Below are 21023 nucleotides of genomic sequence, written 5' to 3' on the forward strand. Positions count from 1 at the left end.
GGCTCAGTTGTCCCATCCTGTACCAGTATTGCGCGCCAGAGAGATCGATCGCTGGGCAAGTTCAAAAGATTATGAATATTTGCTTGCAGGAAATCGATCTGTGTGGTATGATGGTGAAACCAAAAAGGGCGGGTGGCGAAATTGGTAGACGCATCAGACTCAAAATCTGACACCGAAAGGTATGAGAGTTCGATTCTCTCCCCGCCCACTACTAAAAAGCTAGTGATGTCTTAATAAAGAACTGTGTGCTAGGTAGCCCAGTAGCTCCACTTGCATATCTCATCACTTGAGCTCGCCCTTGCTGGTGGCTGGCGTTGCTAGCCGACAATTTTCCCAAATCCAGTTGAAATAACTGATTAGCAACCGCACTATTACTTTCGTCTGCTTTTTTATGTAAGAAAAACAGAAAAAGATGAGTAATCAGGCAAGCAATATACCTTCTTTGGACTTAGCTATCGTTCCAGGCACAGTTTATATCCAAGATTGTGTCTCGAATCAGTTAAGTAAACTGTATACTCTTGATTTAGGCACAGGTAAAGCAACATTCATCGGTGAGCTCATTACAGAAGTGTATGATATTGCCTTTGTTGATTCACAACTCTATGGCATTGAGCAAGAAGGCGACACAACGCAGCTCGTAAAAATTGACATCAAAACGGGCAATACTATTGTCATTGGGGATACGGGCTTTGCTACAGCCGGCTTGGCTTATAATCCCCAACGTCAAACCCTTTATGCCAGCACAGCTAAACAACTGATTGCCCTGGATCTCAAAACAGGAAAAGGTACACCAGTAGCTACCGTAGCTAATAAAGACTACAACTGTGGCGAAATTGCCTTTGATAGCAATGGCATAGCATATATCACATTAATTGGTTACGAAAAGAAGAAATTACTTGCTAGATGCAATCTAGCTACTAGCGAAGTTAAAACTATTGGTGATACCGGATTTCCTGGTATTGGCAGTATGGAATTTGTTGGCAATGTCCTTTATGGCGTTACCGGCAGATTTTTTAATTTGGGAAAAGACGGCCAATTAATCCGCATTAATACCGAGACAGGTAAAGGCACATTAGTGGCTCAAACCAAGCCTAGCGGTCGTTGGGCAGGAATTGCGGTTTATCAACCAGCACCAGAAGCGATCGCAACCATCACTCCAAAAGTTAACACTGAAGCTACACAAGCGGCACAAACAACTACTACAACTAGGGAGGCAACTATGAAACTGTTAACAATTGATACCAAAGAAAACTGTTACGTTATCAATACCGATCAGATGAATAACTTGCAACAAAATGTTGCTAAGTCTCTGACATTAAACAAAGGAACTTTTGACATCCAAATTACCAGTGGTACTTACAGTTATAGTGCCAACAATACCGTTGGTGAGCCTTTTGTTTTTCTCTGGATTTATGGACTTGATGGCAGTACCTTTATCAACACAAAGACAGGTGTTGAGACAGGTGGAACTTGGGCAACTTTAAACGGCTATAACGACAAATTGCAGTTTGAGATCAAAGAAAAAGCTGTAGTCTGTGCTTTATTCTTTGATACCTATAGTGATGATAATGAAGGCCAAGTAACTGTTTCAATCACTGGCAATCAACAGAATCCCCAAACTTTAACCGTTGATAGCGAGACGAACTGCTATCCGCTTGATGGCAATTATCTCTCAACTCTTAAAAAAGCCAATGCTAATTCTATCGAGTTAGCCCCAGGGAACTATCGCGTCAAAATTCGGGAAAGCAATGCCACTTATGGAGCAGAAGCCAAAAATTTCCAATTAGAACCTTGGGCGTTACTGTTGATTCAAGGGGGAAAATTTATCTCCAAGTTGACAGGAATTGAACTTAGCGAAAGTTGGTGTTCCTTAAATGGCTTCAAAGATGAAGTTATTTTTGAAGTCAAACAAAAAACCACCCTCTCCGGCTTCTTTTTTGATACATACATAGAAGATAACGAAGGGCAAGTTGTTTTAGAAATCAATAACATCAGTGATCTAGAAGTAGCCCAAGAATATGCACAGTCATCAGTAAAGCCTGGTACGGGCAGCAGCGACAGCACTGTTAGTGGCAGCAGCGACAGCACTGTTAGTGTAGTGGGTGGTGGTAGCGCAACTAGCTCTGGTGGTAGCGCAACTAGCTCTGGTGGTACAACTAGCTCTAGTGGTGTATCAGTTACCACTGGTGGTACAACTAGCTCTGGTGGTATACCAGTTACCACTGGTGGTACAACTAGCTCGGGGACTGAAAATATCAATATTGGCAGTGGATTTAACTTCACTTTTGACCAAGATCAGATGGAACAAATGTGGCAGCAAATGGCAGCCCAAATCAATACTTCCATCACAGTAACAGGTGACCCGAACGAGAAAAAAGAAGCTTATTGGGACAATTTGGAAAAATGGCTGCTTAAAGGCTATCAAACTCAAGCTAAAGACTTAGCGATGAAGGTAGCACGGCTGGAGTTTATGCTTAAAACTCTTACCCAACAAATGGAAGTTAGTTTTAATCAGAATTTCCACAATTGGTCGGGATACTTCAACAAAAATCTCAACGACTTATTTATTTCCCGAATCCCCCGCATTGTTAGCGAGCAGGTGAATTTAAGAATCTCTGAACAAACCCAAGAGATTAAAAGCTTAGTGCTGCAACAAATGCAAACCGAACTCAATGAGCGTGTTGAGGCCGTCGTTAATCTCAAAGTGGCTAATCAGACTCAAGAAGTTAAGAACCTCGTAGTTCAGCAAATGCAAACTGAACTTGAGCAACGGATTGAGAATGTAGTTAACATCAAAGTTGCAAATCAGTCTACAGAGATTAATACCCAGGTAATTAATCAAATATCGACTGATATTGATGAGCGCATTAGTAACTCCGTTAATGTCCAAATCGCCAATCAATCTCAAGAGATCACTAATCAGGTAATTCAGCAACTCCAACATACTATTGATCAGCGTGTTGAGAATGTGGTGAGCATCAAGATTTCTGATCAAACCCAGAATGTGAAGAACCTGGTGATTCAGCAGATGCAAACTTACATCGATCAACGCATCGATAATGTCGTGAACCTGAAAGTGTCTAATCTATCTCAAGATATTAACACTCAAATTGTTCAGCAAATTCAACACGACATGGATCAGCGGATTAATGCGGTAGTTAATCTCAAAATTGCTGACCAAAGCCAAAACATTAAAAATCTGGTCATTCAGCAGATTGAATCTAACATTGATGCTCGCATCAATACGGCTGTTAATCAATCTAGCACTAGCAACGTGCAGTTAGTGACTAATAATATTGTCAACGATCTTGACAATCGCATTAATGTTAGCTTGGATAACAAGATTCTCAACTTCCGTAATGATGTCTCTACTATCGTCAAAAATGAGCTGAACCAAAACTTCACGCAGAACCTCAAAAATACGATTTTTGCAGATTTGAAACAGCAACAATTCTACCTGGATATGAACTTGATCAAGGCAGAAGTTGAGAACTTCTACTCTAATCTGGCACAGTTTGAGAATCAGTTCTATTTACGCATTGAACAAGGGGACACTCAACTGTATAACTGGACGCTGGAACAACTTATTGCTCTCCAAGGTTGCTTAACAGATCGTCAGGCGTTAGTCGATATGTTTGAATCTTTCGCCACTAAACTCAAAGACGAATTAGATAATGCTGAATGCGTTCGTCCCGATCGTTTTGGTTCTTGGGTAAGAACAGATATGCGGTCACAATTTCAACCTACCCAACCTCCGCAATTACCACAACGTTAATCAGTAGGTAGACATATATATTGGGTGTCCGAAGAAAGGAACGAAGCAATCCCAAACCGCAAGCGAATTGCTTCTTTCCTCTATTCGGACATGATGGTATTGATTTATGTTCACCGCCCACTGCTAAAAAAGCTTAATAAACCTAGGGTTCCAGGTAGGCCACCGGGAACCCTAATTTATATGGCATCGGGAATCGGGCATAGGGAATTGCGAATTGGTAACTAATGACAACAGTCAACAGTTAACAGTCAACAGTCAACAGTCAACAGTCAACAGTCAACATTCAACAGATTTTATGGGTGAAATCGCCGCTTTAGGCGCTGCATTTGTCTGGGCTCTATCTTCCACCATCTGGCAGCGAGTGGGACAGCAAATCCCCGCAGTCGTGCTAAATTTGCTCAAAGGCGCGATCGCCCTTTTCATGATCCTTGCCACTGTACTAATTTTAGGAAAATCTTTACCCGCAATCAACCCTAATATTTTAGCAATGCTGCTGATTAGCGGCGGCCTAGGAATTGGCATCGGAGACACCGCTTTCTTTATCGTCTTAAAATATTTAGGGGCGAGGCGAACGCTACTTTTAGAAACCCTATCTCCCCCTTTAACAGCTTTATTGGGCTTAATATTTTTGCAAGAAAAGTTATCGCCCATTGCTTGTACTGGCATTCTTTTAACAATCTGTGGCGTAGCTTGGGTAATTGCCGAACGAACAGCCGAAACAACCTTATCATCAAAACATCTTTGGCAGGGATTAGGTATTAGTTTATTAGGACAAACAACCCACGCCGTTGGAGCAATTTTATCCCGCGCTGCCTTCACTCAAATAGATATTGATCCCCTGTGGACAGCCGCCTTGCGTTTGAGCGGTGGTATGGCAGTCATGTTGTGCTTTTTTAAGCCAACAAACCTTGACAGTTTCAAACAATTAAAATCCTCACAAATATTAGGTGCCATAATTCTGGCAGCTTTTTTAGGAACCTATCTCGGAATTTTCCTGCAACAGACTTCGCTGAAATATGCACCCGCAGCAATCGCTCAAACACTCAGTTCTACCAGTCCCCTGTTTATACTGCCTTTAGCCGTGCTGGCGGGCGAAAAAGTCAGCATTCGGGCTGTTTTGGGGGTAGTTGGCGCGATCGGCGGAATCGCCTTATTATTAGGTTTGAAGTGATGAGATGTGAGACATAAGTGTTGGGGCTTGCTAAAAAATAAAAAAATAGGCGGTTTCGTACTTACTGTCCTTAAATATTAGTTTAAGTATCCAAAAACGGGTCTTCCATACTTAGTATGCTCAAATATAGCAATCCTTGTAGGATTGGTGAATAAGATTTAAAGTAAACGCTCTTAACGCAGACCAAGAGAATAGAAAATAAAAAAAGTTCGCAAGTGAGAATTTAAGGCTTGACAAATGTGCCGATCGCCATTGTATACTGGCATCGCAATGCTAACCTTCGGCTGGTTGTCTGTCGGCATGGGTTGCTCTGTTTTATTTTACGATCAACTAATCAGGAATTTTAGACAAAGTGATCGATCGCGCCAACCACGACTTCTTGAAGCTGCTACCGCCGGATGCTAAAGTCATTGTTGAAATTGGCTGCGGTACGGGATCGACGGGCGAACAGTACAAGCTGATCAATCCCCATTGTCAGTATATTGGCATTGAATGCGATCGAGAAAAAGCTAAAATAGCAGTCGATCGGCTAAACTGGGTGACGGTGGCCGATATTGAAGAAATTGCTCTCGAAAGTCTCGACATCGCCCCAGGAACCGTCGATTGTTTGGTTTTTGGCGACTTGCTACCCTACCTCAAAAACCCTTGGGAAGTCCTCAAGCAGTACAGTAGTTTGCTGAATCCAGAGGGGCAAATTCTCGCCAGAATCCCTAATGTTCAATACTGGCGGCGAATTGTCAATCTGTTGCGGGGACAGTGGGAGAATCCCGACAACAAGATGCAGCACTGGTTTACCCTAGAAAGTATTAAATCACTATTTGCTCAAGCGGGATTGCAGGTTTATGAATTTCAAGGGAAGGGACACAAAACCGAAAATTTTGTCCACTTTCAAGAATTACTGCATCCAATGGTAAAGGCTTTAGAACTCACATCGAGCAGCTTTGCTACGGAAACTGGTGCTGAACATTATATCGTGCGATCGACCAAATCGACCGTACCTGCGCGCAGACTGCTGATTCAGACTATCATTATGGCTCCTACAGGGTGCGATCGTGTGCGAGTTTTGGAACCGGACAAATTTAGCGCTACAATTCCCGGTGTCCGCACCGTATCCGGCGTGAAAACAGCAGGATTAATTCCCCCCCTACCGGAAGAAGAAAAAGTCTTCATTTGGCAGCGGACAATTATGCAATATCCCGGCTATATTCCCCAACTCAAAGAACTGTTGCAACAAGGCTATTTAATAGTAGCTGAAATTGACGACAATCCCATCCGCCGCCGCGAATATGCAGATAATAATTACCTCAGCTATCGCGGCTGTCATTGCGTTCAAACTTCTACAGAACCCCTCGCAAAAATTTTGCGCCAATACAATCCAAATGTTGCTGTATTTCCCAATCAATTAGCTTATCTACCTCCGCCGCGAGTTTATCCCGCAGAAGATACAGTCACAATCTTTTTTGGTGCACTCAACCGCGAAAAAGATTGGCAGCCGATTATGGCAGCACTCAATCGAGTTTTAGTTGCCCACAAGCACCGGATTAGAGTTAAAGTAATCCACGACAGAAAATTTTTTGAATCCTTGAAAATACAGCAAAAAGAATTTGAACCGTTTTGCAGTTACGAACGGTATCAAGAAATCATGTACAGTTGCGATATAGCTTTGCTGCCGCTCGTTCCCAACCCCGTTAACGAAATGAAATCCGACTTAAAATTTATTGAATGTGCAGCGCGGGGAGTAGGGGTGCTGGCAAGTCCCACCGTGTACGAACATTCGATTGTCGAAGGTGAAACCGGATTGATTTATAGATATGAAAAAGAGTTTGAAACCAAACTAAATTCGCTGATTTCTGACACTTCTCGGCGCCGGAAAATAGCCGCGAATGCTTACGAATGGGTGCGGGACAACCGCTTGCTGTGCGGACACTACCGACAGCGGCGAGATTGGTACTTACAGATGCGGGACGAGTTGCCACGTTTAAATGCTGAGTTGCGCGATCGCCTGCCGGAGTTATTTGGTGACTAAATGCGGTAAGATTTATACGGGTTATTGTGCGATCGTTCTGTTTTATTGTTTAATTTCTAATAGTTACTCCACACCAATGCGAATTCTATTCACTATTGCTCACTTTTACAATCCCAGCGGCGACGGGAAACACGCTTCCCAACGAAATGATCCGCAACCACGACTAAATGCTTTAACCGCTTGCGTGACATCGCTGCAAGCTTTGTACGGCAAATCTCAGTCCATGATTGACATTAGCGAATGTGCAACTATCCCAGCCAATCAATCTCAACAGCACGAAATTGACATTGTTGTTTGCACTACTCAAGGTTATCATCTGTTGCCTCAACTGCCAGTGCAGCCCAGATGTTTTATGCACCATGCTACAAAATGCGAACCGCTGCTGTTGGGGTTTGAGTGTCAAGCAGTTTTGCGAGCGTGTCTTAACAAATACGATTATTTCTGTTATTTGGAAGATGATTTAGTGCTGCATGATCCGTGGTTTTTTAGTAAACTAAAGTGGTTTACGCATCACGGAGGAAATGGCAATTTGCTGCAACCTAATCGCTATGAAATATCGCCTAAAGGCGCGGTTTTTAAAGCATATGTTGATGGTGATTTAGCAGACTCAGCGACTTCTCCATTTCAAAATGTAGAGGAGCAGCGGCAGTTAATGGGAAAAATCATGGAACAAACAGTCGCTTTTGAGCGGGCGTTGAATCCTCATTCCGGCTGCTATTTTTTGAATGCGGAACAAATGGCACATTGGGCTAAGCAGTCTCATTTTTTGGATAGGGATACTAGCTTTATCGGCCCGCTGGAAAGTGCCGCGACTTTAGGAATTATGCGGACTTTTAGAGTTTACAAGTCAACTCCTGCTTATGCTAATTTTTTGGAGGTTCAACATTTTGGAACGAGTTTTCTGAACTTAATTGGTAATAAGGTGAGAGTGCCGGAAGCAGGATGAGTTAAGATATTCAGGTAAGCTGCAATACTTGAGAGGTAGCATGAGCCAGGCAACCGAAAAAATTGTCCTTCCCTCTCCTTTCCCCGACCACACTCAACTGCCAGAGGAAGACGGCACTTTTGTGAAGAATTTTCAGGAGCATCCCCAGAGCATTCTTTTGACTGATTCTATCGGGTCGGTATTGCAACGGCTTCATCCCGATGGGCAATATGCTATAGGGCAAGACTGCGGCATCTACTGGCGAGAAACTGACCCGCTTGAAAAGGGAGCAGAAGCTCCAGACTGGTTCTACGTGCCCAATGTGCCACCAACACTAGGAAATCAGATTCGTCGCTCTTACGTGCTGTGGCGGGAATTTATGGCTCCGATGATTGCTTTGGAGTTCGCATCAGGAGATGGTTCAGAAGAGCGGGACACCACCCCACTATCCTACTCGGAAGTTGGAGCGGCGCAAAGACCTGGGAAGTTTTGGGTATATGAGCGGATCATGCGGATTCCGTTTTATGGCATCTATGAAATCAATACTGGCAGGCTGGAGGTTTACAACCTGAACAATGGGTTTTACCAGCAGTTGCTGCCGAACTCGCGCGGTCATTATCCGATCGCGCCCATGGGCGTAGAATTAGGACTGTGGCAAGGCAGTTATCAAAACCAGACAATGCTGTGGCTGCGGTGGTGGGACAGCGAGGGCAATTTGCTGCTGACAGGTACAGAACGAGCTTCCTTAGCAGAGCAGGCTTTGAGTGCAGAAGCCCAAGCGCGGCGGGATGCCATCCCTCGGTTGTTGGCAATGGGATTGAATACAGAGCAAGTGGCAGAATCACTGAGTTTACCCGTAGAAGAAGTTAGGCAGCATTCACCATCTTGATATCGCTTTTTATTAATAAGAAGTCAAAACATCGCCGATTTTAACTGTGCCGCTATTGATAATTTTGGCTAAAACTCCAGTCTGTGCGTGACCGAATTCCTTTTGGAGTAAACTGAGTAGGGAAATATCTCGATCGCCTGTTTCTGGATTCACTTCTATATTGACACAGCGACCGATTCGTGCTGTAACTTCTATGCGCGCCGTGCCTAATTGAAACTGTTTTCCAATCAACTCAAATTCTGACCAAGCTGCCATACCTTCTAGCACAATGTTCGGACGAAATCGGCCCACGTCAATGTTTTGAACAGCAATTTCTGTTAATTGGTCTAATGTGGCTTGACTGAGTAAAGAGATGTGTACGGGTTCTCGATCGGGATAACGAGTTTCGCCGCTGCTGTCGCCGACTAAGTGCAAAGGTGCAAACTGCGGGTGTCTCGCTTCTTTTGTGGGTTCAATTGCCGCCAAATATTCTGTGAAAAAACTGCCGATGCGATCGCGCCCCGCTGCTGTGTTCGTTTCTGCCGATAACACTGCAACTCCTTCACGCTTGACTGTTAAAATCGTCGTTTCCGGTTGATAATCGCATTCTAAAGCTGCTAACAAAGGCCAATCATTTTGAACAGCAAAATGTTTTTTGCTCATCCAAGGCACATTTTGGGCTGGCATCTTTGCAGCTTCCCGATTATCTGCAAACATGAGGGCAAAAGCTCGATCGCCCTTAATTCCGTGCCCGGCTGTTAAAGCAAACTCCGACATTGCTTGGGGTGTCAGCCCTTTAATTGGATAAATAAATAACTGTTTTATTGTTGCTACTGTCATAATTTTTTTAGCTCTGCTTCAATTTAAACTGAACTCTTGTCCCCCCCTTACTAAGAGGGGCTAGGGGGGTCGAAGCTAATTCACAAACATTAATCAAATTGCTATAAAAACCAGATTAAGCTAGCAATTCATAGCGACGGATATCTGGAGGTCCAACGGCCAAACCGTCTAATTTCTGCACGGCGTCTTGAATGTGAGTTGAACCGAGATGTAGTTCGAGCAAATCTGCACTTTCCCACTCTTCAACGAAGGTAAAATCTGTGGGATCGGCTTGATTTTGCAGGAGTTCGTATTTGATACAGCCTTTTTCTTTGCGAGTGGGCTCCATAATGCTCAGCAGCAGAGATTTAAGTTCTGCTACTTTGTCAGGAAAGGCAGCGAGGCGGGCGACTACTCGCAAGGTTGTTTTGGACATAGGAGAAAAAAGTCACAGATAGGACGATCGAATTTACCGATTTTTATTTGGCAGACTCAGCAAAACACGATTTTACTTAAAATAACCTAAAGAGGTTGCTCGGTCAACGGCAGTACAATTAGTCCAGGACGCGCTCATCTCTCAGAAACCCGCTTTCTTCCCAAATTCTTGGTTACTAACCGCAGAGCGTCGTATAAACCGGGTTTCTTGATATATTTTGGCGAAGACCGGAGAAACTCAATCTTTGGGATAAAATCGCTTGTTTTCTGTAGAATATTCCCAGGCGAGATCCTCCGGGTCTTTTTCGCGGCTCCACTGAGCAAACTCCGGCTTAAGTTTCCACTTGCCGATCGTAGTTGCGTGGACTTTGAACCTGCGGGAGAGTTCCGTCTGGGTAAAAGAGATTTTGGGCTTTTGAGGAGTCTTGGTTTGAGCAAGGGGGAATAAATTTGGTTTTTTATCTTGTGCTTTTTCCCGATTTGTGGGAGGCTCTTGAACAGCTATTCCCGCATTAGCTGTTTCGCTTTGATTGACAGGTGGAGCTATTTGAAAATAATACAAAATTCCGCCTTGTTCCGTCACTTCAAAATCTGCGGCAAACTCAGAAGCTCGTTCGTCGAGATACTCTTGAACTTTTTCTCCGGGGAGTTTCGCATTCATCGCCAAATCCAAAGCCGTAACTCGCCCTTGATTTTCCTTGATCAACTTATAGAAAACCGAGTCTAAATGAGCGAGTTTATGTTTTTGCTGCTGGTGGTAGAGTTTGTAAGCCCAAGCAATGCCCGCTGTGGTGGCGATCGCCCAAAACATCCTTCCCGACTCGAAACTGGCAACCGCCGTCAAGGAAATAGGCAAAAGCAGGGTAAGATATCCCCAAATGCTTCCCTTCTTTAGGTTATTGCTGTTTTTGACCATAGTTCCTAAACAGGTACGTAGTTTAGCTTAGTAGAGCGTGTCTGAATGTCGCGAAAGTTTTTCGACAGTCGATATATCGGCTAATCGCTGACGCACTCTACGACAAAATCCCAGAATCTACTTTTTTTGCAACCGAGGGTTCATGTACTTTTTTCGCAAACAGATTGCCATCCTGCTGATAGTTGTTGCTTGCTGTACGCTGACGATTAGTTGCAGCGATAGCCGAGCTGTCCAGTGTACTAAATTTACTGAAATTGTCAACAAAGGCAACGCTCTCCTTGAGGTTGATAAAGACAGCAACGATGCTACAACGACCGACAATTTAGCTAAAAATTTGAACCTGATAGCGAATGAACTTGAGGATCTGCGAATAACAGATCCAACCCTCAAAGAAATTCAGCAGCCATCGGTTAAATCATTCCAGGAAATTAGTCAAGCACTCGGCGACATAAGCAAAAGTCTTCAGGCTGGAAATCTCGCTTCTACAAGTATAGAAGGTCGAGAGCAAATCCAAACCGCTCAAGCAGATATTATTAGAGCCGGCCAACAGGCGAATCAAGCAGCCGCAAATCAAGACGCTTTGACTAGCAAACTGATTAATTATTGTAAGGGCGATCGCTAAAGGCTAAGAGTTTTGAGTTTTGAGATGGCCACGCGAACCCCAACAAACCACGGGGGGTGAATGAATTTGAGGAATGCGTCGCCTTCACCTACTATCTACCCCTTTGCAATTACCCAATTTAGTGATGAATTTCTAGATTCAAAATATAGCGACCGAGTTGTACTTTCTCCGACCACAACTCGTATTCTAACCGCAAGTGATCCGGTTCCGGCTTTCCTGTCAGCGTCAAGTTGCGAGTGAAGTTGCGGAGTCGCAACTGTTCGGGAGTCGCCAGCGATTCGCCCTGAAGCCAATAACGGCTCAGGCCGTACATTCCTCGTTCCCAGCAGTGGCGGTAGCTGTATTTGCCGTTTCCTTGCATGGTCATAATGACTCGATAGGGCGAAACTTCTAGCCAGAGCAACCGGGGTTTTGTAGTTAGGGGCAAGATTGTAACTTGCTCCCCAGATGCGTCGGAACCGTCGGAAAATTCGCGATCGATTATTGCTGGTTCGTGTAACAACAAGTGAAAGCGATCCCGGTCTTTTTGATAAACCGTAGCAGCGGTTTCAACGACTGACCACAAAGGTAAATCTGTGGATACCAGCGATAAACTTACAGGCTTGCGGTGATGGGTCAGCATAAATAAAAGTTTAGGAGTTGTGGTGGATCGGGCAGTTTGAGATTTGAAATTGTAGGCTTGAGATTTTAGATTTTAGATTGGCTGGGTTCCAAATTCCGGAGCTTTTGCTTAAAAAAATGAAAAACCTACAACTCGCAATCGAAAATCTAAAATTGTTCAGTCAAAATTCAATCATCTGGTCGATAACTGATAGCAGGACATGAAATCTACGCAGATACACGGATAATATTTGTGAAATTAAGGTGAAATTAATGTGAAATCCGTGCCGTTGCGTCCGCACTCCTGTGTCTTCGAGAACTGACAGCGGAGTCTCCGGGCGAGTTTAATCAGCCTTTAAGTTAACCGGACACATTGGGGAAAAACCCGCAGCCCGTACAAAAGACGACTGACTTAGGACTGGGAAAAAGGTAGGATAGCTAACGCCATCCAATCCTAGTTTATCTCAATGCAAGCTGACATTATCACTACTACGCTTCTTGACAAAAGCCAAACTTTAAGCATTAAAAAACCGGCCTCGGGCTTGTCACTGGTGGGCAGGATTCGAGTTCCGGGCGATAAGTCGATTTCTCACCGAGCTTTGATGTTGGGTGCGCTCGCCCAAGGTGAAACTACTATTGAGGGACTACTCCTAGGGGAAGACCCCCGCAGCACGGCTAAATGTTTCTCGCTCCTGGGGGCCAAAGTTTCTGAACTCAACGCGGAACGGGTGACAGTCACGGGCGTCGGAATTGGCGAGTTAGAGGAGCCTGTAGAAGTCTTGGACGCTGGCAATTCCGGCACAACGATGCGGCTAATGTTGGGAATTTTAGCGTCTCATCCGGGGCGTTTTTTTGCGGTAACGGGTGACAGTTCTCTGCGATCGCGCCCCATGTCGCGCGTCATTAAACCGCTGCAACTTATGGGAGCGCAAATTTGGGGTCGAAAGAGCAATTCTTTAGCTCCCTTAGCGATACTAGGACAGCAGTTAAAACCGATTCACTACCATTCTCCGATCGCCTCGGCTCAAGTAAAATCTTGCATTTTGCTCGCTGGTTTGATGGCAAGCGGAGAAACTACAGTCACAGAACCCGCTCTGTCGCGGGATCACAGCGAACGGATGCTGCGAGCGTTTGGAGCCCAATTGAGCGTCGATCCAGAAACTTGCAGCGTGACAGTTACTGGGCCGACACAACTGCAAGGGCAGAATGTGATTGTACCGGGGGATATTAGTTCGGCGGCATTTTGGCTAGTTGCTGGGGCGATCGTCCCGGGTTCGGAACTCCTAGTCGAAAATGTCGGCGTCAACCCAACTCGTACAGGCATTTTGGAAGCTTTGGAAATGATGGGGGCCGATATTGAACTGCAAAATCAGCGAGAGGCCGCCGGAGAACCTGTAGCGGATATTTTGGTTCGCAGTTCCGGCCAATTGCGGGGATGCACCATTGCGGGCGACTTAATTCCCCGACTGATTGACGAAATCCCGATTTTGGCAGTAGCGGCGATCTTTGCGTCGGGTACTACAATAATTCGAGATGCGGCCGAGTTGCGAGTCAAAGAGAGCGATCGGCTGGCCGTGACTGCTGCCGAACTCAACCGCATGGGAGCCCAAATTTCCGAGTTACCCGACGGTTTAGAAATTACCGGGGGAACTCCTTTGATCGGTGCGGATGTTGACAGCTACACCGACCACAGAATAGCGATGAGTTTGGCGATCGCAGCCCTCAACGCCACAGGTACTACTAACATTCACCGGGCAGAAGCTGCTGCCATTTCCTACCCCGAATTTACCGCCACTTTGCAACAAGTTTGCCATCCAAATTAAGATTGGACATTGGGCATTGGGCATTGGGCATTGGTTGCTGGTTACTTGTTATCGGTTATTGGTATAGCCTCAAAAATAACAAATAACCACTAACTAATGACTAATGACTAATGACTTCCTCTAAGAATCTTTCCCTACAACTTGTTCTTTTAAAGAATCAATTTCCGTTAACAACTCTTGGCGATTAGAAGCCTTGAGCAGATACCGGTAAACAAACCAACCCGTATATCCCATGCCAATCAACTCAAAAATTGGAGCTACCAAAGGGACATCATTAAGAGCACCTAAAACTCCCAGCATTACCTTAATACTAATACCGCCTGCCAGAATTAAACCAACAGTTATGAGGGGCTTTTGGTAGTCAGCAAAAAAATTAGAGAGATAGGCTGGGAGTTCCGACAAAATTGTAATAACTTGGTCTTTAATATCTTGGAACTGGCTCGCCGTTGTTTCCGTGGTTGTCACTGTAGTCATTACCCCCGGTTTGTCCTCCACCAGGTCTACTGTGACGACTTCAGTAACTGTTTGTGTCTCGTCCGAAAAGTTAGCTTGTGTCATTGGATACTTCCTCCGTTGTCAGGTAAAATTGCAGGCTGTGAATTGCTGCCAGTATAATTCTCCGGCAATTAGCACAGCATTCGCGCTGCAGGGACTAATTGATGAGACTAAGGCAGAGCTTCACAAATTGCAAGCAAAAATAAGGATAAGACTTGATTGTAAACAATTCCCCTCGTTGCTAAATCGGTCTTTTGACTCATTTTTTCACTTGATCGAGGTCAATTTGATTCGGGCAAGGGCGTCCTTGTTCAAAATCGGTGATATTGCCGATCGTGGTTTCGGCGATATTTTTCAAAGCTTCCTCGGTGAAAAAAGCTTGGTGTCCGGTAATCAGGACGTTGGGGAAAGTCAGCAAACGCTGAAATACGTCGTCTTGAATGACGTGATTTGACAAATCCTCAAAAAACAGATCCGTCTCTTGTTCGTAAACATCTAAACCGAGGTAGCCAATTATACCAGACTTCAGTCCTTTGGTAACAGCTTTAGTGTCAATCAACTGACCGCGGCTGGTATTGATCAGCATCATCCCCGGTTTCATTTGCTTGATCGCCTCTGCACCGATTAAATGGTAAGTTTCCGGTATCAGCGGACAGTGGAGGCTGACAATATCAGAGGTGGCGAACAGTTCGGGGAGTGCGACGTATTCCATGCCTAGGGCGAGGCAATCCGGGTTTTGGTAAACATCGTATCCCAGCAGGTGACACCCGAATCCGTGCAGAATTTGGGCAGTAATTGCGCCAATTCTGCCTGTTCCGACGATTCCCACCGTTTTGCCGTGGAGATCAAAACCCAACAAGCCGTCTAGGGCGAAATTGCCTTCGCGGACGCGGTTGTAGGCCCGATGGATTCTGCGGTTGAGGGACAAAATCAGAGCGACTGCGTGTTCGGCCACTGCGTAGGGAGAATAAGCCGGAACTCGGAGGAGAGTTAGATTTAAATCCTTCGCTGCTGCTAAATCGACGTGATTGAATCCGGCGGATCTCAGGGCCAGCAAGCGAACGCCTTTTTCGGCAATGCTAAGCAGCGTTTTCGCGTCCAAGGAGTCGTTCACGAACGCGCAGACTGCCGGAAATCCAGCAGCCAAAACGCTGGTTTCCAGGTTCAGACGCGGTTCAAAAAAAACTAAATCGTGTTTGTCGCCGACATTCGCTGCTTCCAGAAATGTGCGATCGTAAGATTTGGTGCTGAATACGGCTACCTTCATGATTTTTGCCTGCAAACCCAGTAATAGTGGGAAATTCTTTCCCGATCAACTCTAAAGTTTACTAGAACGCCGTTGCCCCAAACAACCCACTTTCCATGAGACATATCGCTTGTGGTTAGTTATGACTACTTTATGTAATGACTAATAAACAATGGTTAATTACCAATCTGGCGGCAAATTGTAATATTCGAGAGTGGATTTGTCTGCCAGCAAATCTTGGGTTTTTCTGTCAATTTTAATCTCGCCATCCGCCAAAACTAAAGCCCTTTGAGTTGTTTTCCCGATCCAATTCAAATTGTGAGAAGCGATCAAAATTACCTCGATCGGCAATTGGGACAAAACTGACGCCAAGTGACGCCGCCACGAGGGATCTAGTCCATTAGTCGGCTCATCTAAGATTAAAATTGCCGGCTCTAATGCTAAAATTGCTGCCAAGGCTGCTAACCTTCTTTGACCTCCCGAAAGTTCGTGGGCAGAACGGTTGGCAAATTCTACTAAACCAAATTCGTGTAATAGCGCTAAAGCTCGATCGCGCGCAACTCCCGGCGGCACTCCGTAATTGCGCGGCCCGAACATGACATCCTCTAAAATAGTGGGCATAAATAGCTGGTCGTTAGCATCTTGAAAGCAAAATCCAATCTGCCTGCGTGCCTGCGATAAAGTCTTCGGTTCCAACTTTTTTCCCTGCACTCTAATCTCACCGGATTGAGGCACTTTTAAGCCGATCAAGTTTTCGAGCAAAGTGCTTTTACCAGCACCTGTCAGGCCGAGTAGGGCAACTCTTTCTCCCGGTTGCAAAGTAAAAGAAATTCCCCGCAATATTGGCTTTTGATCGTGATATCCGAATACTAAGTTTTCTACTTCGATTGTTGGCACGGATTTGAGTATAGTCAATTTTTATTTTCCTCGATTTTAGGATTAAGAGTATTTAACCGCAGAGAGCACAGAGGGCGCAGAGAGGGGAAGGGAGAAGGCAAAAGGTAGAGGCATGAATTAATCAATTACAAATTACCAATTGCCCCTTCTAAATTACCAGTTACCATAAGAAGCTATTGTTAATCCTGCTGCCATTAAAATTGCTACTGTCAGCCAGAGTCGCTCTTTTGGTGTTGATTTTGAGTCAGCAGGTAAAGCTCCTTGATACCCGCGAATTAGCATGGCTGCGTGTACTCTTTCTGCCCGATCGAGACTTCGCAAATAAAGCGCTCCGATCATGGAAGCACTGGCGTAACGCAGCCATCCTCCGGTACCGGACAAGCCCCGGAGTTGGGCAGATATTTTCATGCGGTTGACTTCGGCCAGCAGGATTTCTAAGTATTGTCCTGTTAAAAGTACAATCTCTTGCAAACCTGCTGGTAGGGGTAATCCTTTGAGGGCGATTCCGAAACTGTGGGGTGGCAAAGTTAGCAGGAAGCTGTTCATAATTAGCAGGCAAATTAGGGAACGCAGCAACAGAAAACTGGCGCGTTCCCAACCTTGGGGCAGCACTAATAAGGAGAGAAAAACCAATTCTGCTCCTAACAGTTGCGCTAGGGTTCGTACCGGAGCCCTGAGCCGAAATGACCACAAAAGTGCGATCGCCCCATAAATTCCCAGCCACAGCCAAGCGCCTGTCTTCAGAAAACCCATGCCAATCACAATTGTGAGAGACACTCGCAATCGAAAAGGTATGGAGAGTTTAGACATCTTTAGGTTTTACCACCAACTGAGCAATCCCAAAAGCCGCGCCGAAGCTGAAGGCAGATCCTAAAAGTCCAGCAATGCTAGTACCAATAGGCTGTTCTTCTAATCCTTTAACCGTGTAATCTGCTAAAGGAGTGGGATTTTCGATCGCCACAGCTTCTTGATCTTTAAAGCCGTATTTTTCGGCTACCGCTTCTAACCCGTCAGGCCAAGTTGAAGCAAACAGTGAAAGCACCCCGGAAATTAATAAAACTCCGATTACTGGCACTACCCATTTCTGCAATTGTGGCTGTTGTCCCGGCAGTAAATCCGGCCGCACTTTGACGAGATAAGTTAAAACGCCGCCTGTAATTACCCCTTCGCCAATCCCAATTAAAATATGCACCCCTACCATTGCTGGCAATGCGATATTGAGTCCTACTGTTCCAGAAATTGCCAATTGGATCGCCACAGAAATCGAAGCAGCCACGACGCTAAGGGCGGCTGCAATCCCTGCAGCTAGCGGCAAACGATTTCTGGAACCTCCCAAGAGTTGCTGCAATGGCTGCAACAGCCACCAGCCCACCCAAATGCCAACTAGCCCCATGTTAAAAATATTGGCTCCCAGGGCGGTGATGCCCCCGTCGGCAAACAAGACGCTCTGAATTATAAAAACTGTGCTCATCGCTAAAGTTGCCGCCCAAGGGTTCCCCAAAACCACGGAAGCTAGCGCTCCTCCTAATAAGTGGCCGCTGGTGCCACCTGCTACGGGAAAGTTAATCATCTGAGCCGCAAATACGAAAGCTGTAGTTAAGCCCATGATTGGGGCTTGTCGAAGTCCAAGACTGGCGCGGGTTCGATTCAGGGCAACAGCAATTACTGCTGCGCTTGCTATGCCGGTGGCAACAGCTACTGGCGGTGAAAGGAAACCATCAGGTATGTGCATCGATCTATCCCAAACGAGAGAACTTCCAAGTCTTTAGTCAACTATTTTTTACAAAAATTTAAAACCCCCTCTGGGGGTATTGGTGCGATCGAGCGATCGGGGGATTGGTGGCGGGCAATCGCTTATGGGATATAGATTACCGCCTCAAAGGCTGAATTTTGAGGATGAGAAATTTTAGATTAAATAATCCTGAAGAATTATTCGGATATTTTACCTAGCACGCCTAAATAGAAGCTTTTTGATAAGAATTATCAATATTTGTTTACAGATTCAACTGCAAAATTGTATTCACCGTCACCCTCAAACAATAATATTAAAAAAATCTAAAGAATTTACTGAAAATCTCTCATTGGCTTTATTGTCAATTATTGAGAATAAATAGCATTAAATTTTGACGACCGCAGCAGTGAAATTAGCAGATAGCTAGTCAAAGCCAAAGTATTGCGTGTTATAGAAACTAAGAAGTGCGAATTATTGCGACTTAATATAGTTAGCAGTATGTTTGCGGTAGTCGATCGCGCCAATGTGCGATCGGCTTAGTCCGCACGAGCTGCATTATCAAGAAACTCAAAATACTAATGCGCTTATTCTCAAGTAATTTTCCGCACAACCTACAGGAGGTTTGCCAGTGGTGCAGCACTCAACCCAAGACTCAACTACCGATTTAGTTGCATCTGAATTTCCCAAACAGTTAGATATCGCTCAAGTTTCTGTCTACGGACTTAGCTTTTTATCCGCTGGTTTATTTCTGTTTTTACCTTTAGTTAACCTACTGCATCCGAGCCCTTGGCAGCGGTGGATGGGAACCATTCACGGCATGGGTGCAATGTTGGCATTAGTGGTAATGGTTTATACAGGACATCTAGCATTTCCATTGTTGCGGGGTGTCCCTAAAATCTTGCCACAAATGCGTACATTAGCCTTTTGGTCAACTCTTTTGAGTTTTTTGGCCATTGCTACTGGCAATTGGGCTTATATGCGGTATCGAGCAGGCATAGATTTCGGCGGAGCGAGAGCAGCGCTGAAAGAAAACTCTCCTCTAGCGCAGTACGTTTTGATGGAATATCACGAATTTAGCGTGCTGTTTACATTGCCTTTAACAGTAGCTTGTGCGTGGATTTTGTGGAACTATGGCAACTCGATTTTAGAAAAGCAAAATCGCCCAGTTTTAACAGCTACCTGCGTGGCTTTGATGGCAATCATGTTTTTCGCAATGGGCGGCATGGTGAGCGGGCTTGGTGTGGCTAAAATCCACGCTTTGTAATTAACAGTTAGTTGACTTTAGCATTAGCAACGGCTAATTACCTATTACCAAAATTAGGATATTTTTACAATGACTAGACAATTATCCCGCCAAAATAATGCGGGTAATGAACCTGTATACGGGAAATTTTGGAGCCAATTAAAACACTTTCCCAGCGGTTTAGCCGAAGGAGCAGAAACAGCACCTAGTGTTTCCGGGCCTGCCGCAGCCGCAGTAATTAGTGCAGCAATTGGTTGTTTTACAATGATGGTGACTCACCACTTGTCAGACACATCGAAAGCCACAGAAAAAATTGTTTGGAATCTCGGCACTTGGATTCCCGGAAGCAAGACGGATAGCGAATTGTGGGGAAATATCGGCAGTTACACTGGCAAAGAAACTATGTTGCTGGTGGGTTGGCTGATTAGTTGGCCAATTCTCCATACTCTCTGGAAGAATAAGAACATTAAAAGCCGCACCATATTTTTCTGGATGTTTGCTTTGTTGGTTGCTGCCACAGCTATGTGCTGGCATCCTCTATTTCCCTATTTACCGTTAACTTAAGTAATGTGAGGTTTGATGATGGAGACAAAAAATAAGCCGATCCCAGCCAGGGAGATGCACAAAATAGTTTGGGTTAGCGTCGGAGTTTTAACTCTTTTCTTTATGACTTTTCCCATCGCAATGTGGCGTGTTAGCCAAAAAGAAAAGTTTCGCGGTTTTCACGTCAAGTCTTTGACAATTGAGGGGCAAAATCCCGCTAATGCTGTTGCTAAGGGGCTGGCCCAACCAGCTATTGCCAGTAGCAGTGCGCTTCCGGCTGCTAATAATTCCTATTTAGCTCTTGACAGCCAAAAAAAGCTGCCTGACAAGTCTCCAGAGGTTGTACCTTTCACTAATACGTCTACTGAAACGGCTATGGCGAGTAGCCCTACAGATAAGACTGTCCAAGCTGTACCTGTATCAGCAGGCCAGCAGGAAGTTCAGGCGGTGGATGGAACAAATCACACAGCAGAAATTACGGATCGCGTCAAACTAGATGAGTTAGCTCTCAAAGTCTACGATCGCATCGATCGAAGTTGGCAAACTAGCCCTACATTCAATCAAAATCTAGTGTATCGAGTCACTACAAGTCAAGATGGGGCGATCGGCAATTTCGAGCCACTCAATCAACCAGCCAAGGATTACAGCCAAGAAACTCCTTTGCCAAATCTGCTGAAATCTTCCGAAACTAGCAGCCGTAACAGTGCAGCACCAGTTGCTAAGTTTACTGTAGTGTTTGCTCCTACTGGAACCTTAGAAGTTAACCCCTAACTCACATACAACATCTCTCCGGTAAGGTGCGCCATCAGCACCTTACTTTTCATTTTTAACTTAAATGTGATATTATAAACAGCGCCCTCTAGGGTCTGCTACTTCTAAAACAACAA

The 21023-nt window shown here is 45.0% G+C and carries 19 protein-coding genes and 1 tRNA gene; 11 read left to right on the top strand and 9 right to left on the bottom strand.

Going from position 1 to position 21023, the window contains the following annotated elements; translation table 11 throughout:
• Positions 1 to 126: 126 nt before the first annotated feature.
• The 6 genes from QUA34_RS18170 (at position 127) to QUA34_RS18195 (ending at position 8786) form a co-directional block, all read left to right on the top strand.
• Positions 127 to 208: transfer RNA gene (locus QUA34_RS18170), tRNA-Leu, on the top strand.
• Between the two features lie 204 nt (positions 209 to 412).
• Entirely contained in the window at positions 413 to 3775 is a 3363-nt protein-coding gene (locus QUA34_RS18175; RefSeq protein ID WP_333388832.1) for a hypothetical protein, read from the top strand.
• 295 nt (positions 3776 to 4070) lie between these two features.
• Positions 4071 to 4946, top strand: coding sequence for a DMT family transporter (locus QUA34_RS18180; RefSeq protein ID WP_333327882.1), 876 nt, complete (start codon positions 4071 to 4073; stop codon positions 4944 to 4946).
• Positions 4947 to 5298: 352 nt separating this feature from the next.
• A complete protein-coding gene (locus tag QUA34_RS18185; RefSeq protein ID WP_333388833.1) occupies positions 5299 to 6972 on the top strand; it encodes a methyltransferase domain-containing protein in 1674 nt (557 codons plus the stop codon).
• Between the two features lie 76 nt (positions 6973 to 7048).
• A complete protein-coding gene (locus QUA34_RS18190) occupies positions 7049 to 7918 on the top strand; it encodes a calcium-binding protein (protein WP_333327744.1) in 870 nt (289 codons plus the stop codon).
• 40 nt (positions 7919 to 7958) lie between these two features.
• Positions 7959 to 8786 (top strand): Uma2 family endonuclease, encoded by an 828-nt coding sequence (locus QUA34_RS18195; protein WP_333388834.1) that lies wholly within the window; start codon positions 7959 to 7961, stop codon positions 8784 to 8786.
• 12 nt (positions 8787 to 8798) lie between these two features.
• On the opposite strand, the gene QUA34_RS18200 is transcribed toward QUA34_RS18195, so the two are convergent.
• From QUA34_RS18200 to QUA34_RS18210, 3 genes are all read right to left on the bottom strand, one after another.
• On the bottom strand, positions 8799 to 9605 hold the full coding sequence (locus QUA34_RS18200; protein ID WP_333388835.1) for an MOSC domain-containing protein: 807 nt from the start codon (positions 9603 to 9605) through the stop codon (positions 8799 to 8801).
• Positions 9606 to 9720: 115 nt separating this feature from the next.
• Positions 9721 to 10020, bottom strand: coding sequence for a putative quinol monooxygenase (locus QUA34_RS18205; protein ID WP_190656699.1), 300 nt, complete (start codon positions 10018 to 10020; stop codon positions 9721 to 9723).
• Positions 10021 to 10257: 237 nt separating this feature from the next.
• Entirely contained in the window at positions 10258 to 10935 is a 678-nt protein-coding gene (locus tag QUA34_RS18210; protein ID WP_333081268.1) for a hypothetical protein, read from the bottom strand.
• Positions 10936 to 11077: 142 nt separating this feature from the next.
• Here QUA34_RS18210 and QUA34_RS18215 point away from each other — a divergent pair, with 142 nt between their 5' ends.
• Positions 11078 to 11557 carry a hypothetical protein gene (locus QUA34_RS18215; RefSeq protein WP_333388836.1) on the top strand — a complete coding sequence of 160 codons (480 nt, stop codon included), beginning with the start codon at positions 11078 to 11080 and terminating at the stop codon, positions 11555 to 11557.
• 118 nt (positions 11558 to 11675) lie between these two features.
• Here QUA34_RS18215 and QUA34_RS18220 read toward each other — a convergent pair whose 3' ends face one another.
• Positions 11676 to 12179, bottom strand: coding sequence for a hypothetical protein (locus tag QUA34_RS18220; protein WP_333388837.1), 504 nt, complete (start codon positions 12177 to 12179; stop codon positions 11676 to 11678).
• Between the two features lie 445 nt (positions 12180 to 12624).
• Between QUA34_RS18220 and aroA the strand changes: the two genes are divergently transcribed.
• Positions 12625 to 13980 carry a 3-phosphoshikimate 1-carboxyvinyltransferase gene (gene aroA, locus QUA34_RS18225; RefSeq protein WP_333388838.1) on the top strand — a complete coding sequence of 452 codons (1356 nt, stop codon included), beginning with the start codon at positions 12625 to 12627 and terminating at the stop codon, positions 13978 to 13980.
• Positions 13981 to 14100: 120 nt separating this feature from the next.
• Here the strand turns inward: aroA and QUA34_RS18230 are convergent, their stop codons facing one another.
• The 5 genes from QUA34_RS18230 to QUA34_RS18250 form a co-directional block, all read right to left on the bottom strand.
• Positions 14101 to 14538 (bottom strand): CAAD domain-containing protein, encoded by a 438-nt coding sequence (locus QUA34_RS18230; protein ID WP_333230982.1) that lies wholly within the window; start codon positions 14536 to 14538, stop codon positions 14101 to 14103.
• Between the two features lie 196 nt (positions 14539 to 14734).
• Positions 14735 to 15742: a 2-hydroxyacid dehydrogenase gene (locus tag QUA34_RS18235; RefSeq protein WP_333327766.1), complete on the bottom strand. Its 1008-nt coding sequence runs from the start codon at positions 15740 to 15742 to the stop codon at positions 14735 to 14737.
• A gap of 159 nt (positions 15743 to 15901) precedes the next feature.
• Positions 15902 to 16636, bottom strand: coding sequence for an ABC transporter ATP-binding protein (locus QUA34_RS18240; RefSeq protein ID WP_333327769.1), 735 nt, complete (start codon positions 16634 to 16636; stop codon positions 15902 to 15904).
• Between the two features lie 135 nt (positions 16637 to 16771).
• Positions 16772 to 17428, bottom strand: a complete 657-nt coding sequence (locus QUA34_RS18245; RefSeq protein ID WP_333388839.1) for an energy-coupling factor transporter transmembrane protein EcfT — start codon at positions 17426 to 17428, stop codon at positions 16772 to 16774.
• A complete protein-coding gene (locus tag QUA34_RS18250; RefSeq protein WP_333327775.1) occupies positions 17421 to 18350 on the bottom strand; it encodes an energy-coupling factor ABC transporter permease in 930 nt (309 codons plus the stop codon). The genes QUA34_RS18245 and QUA34_RS18250 overlap by 8 nt, the downstream gene beginning before the upstream one ends.
• Before the next feature lie 628 nt (positions 18351 to 18978).
• On the opposite strand from QUA34_RS18250, the gene QUA34_RS18255 reads away from it, so the two are divergent.
• From QUA34_RS18255 to QUA34_RS18265, 3 genes are all read left to right on the top strand, one after another.
• Positions 18979 to 19614 carry a hypothetical protein gene (locus tag QUA34_RS18255; protein WP_333327778.1) on the top strand — a complete coding sequence of 212 codons (636 nt, stop codon included), beginning with the start codon at positions 18979 to 18981 and terminating at the stop codon, positions 19612 to 19614.
• A gap of 69 nt (positions 19615 to 19683) precedes the next feature.
• Positions 19684 to 20157 (top strand): hypothetical protein, encoded by a 474-nt coding sequence (locus QUA34_RS18260; RefSeq protein WP_333388840.1) that lies wholly within the window; start codon positions 19684 to 19686, stop codon positions 20155 to 20157.
• Between the two features lie 15 nt (positions 20158 to 20172).
• Positions 20173 to 20907, top strand: a complete 735-nt coding sequence (locus QUA34_RS18265; protein ID WP_333327784.1) for a hypothetical protein — start codon at positions 20173 to 20175, stop codon at positions 20905 to 20907.
• Positions 20908 to 21023 lie beyond the last annotated feature (116 nt).

It is taken from the genome of Microcoleus sp. POL10_C6 (genome assembly GCF_036701585.1).
Lineage (GTDB): Bacteria > Cyanobacteriota > Cyanobacteriia > Cyanobacteriales > Microcoleaceae > Microcoleus.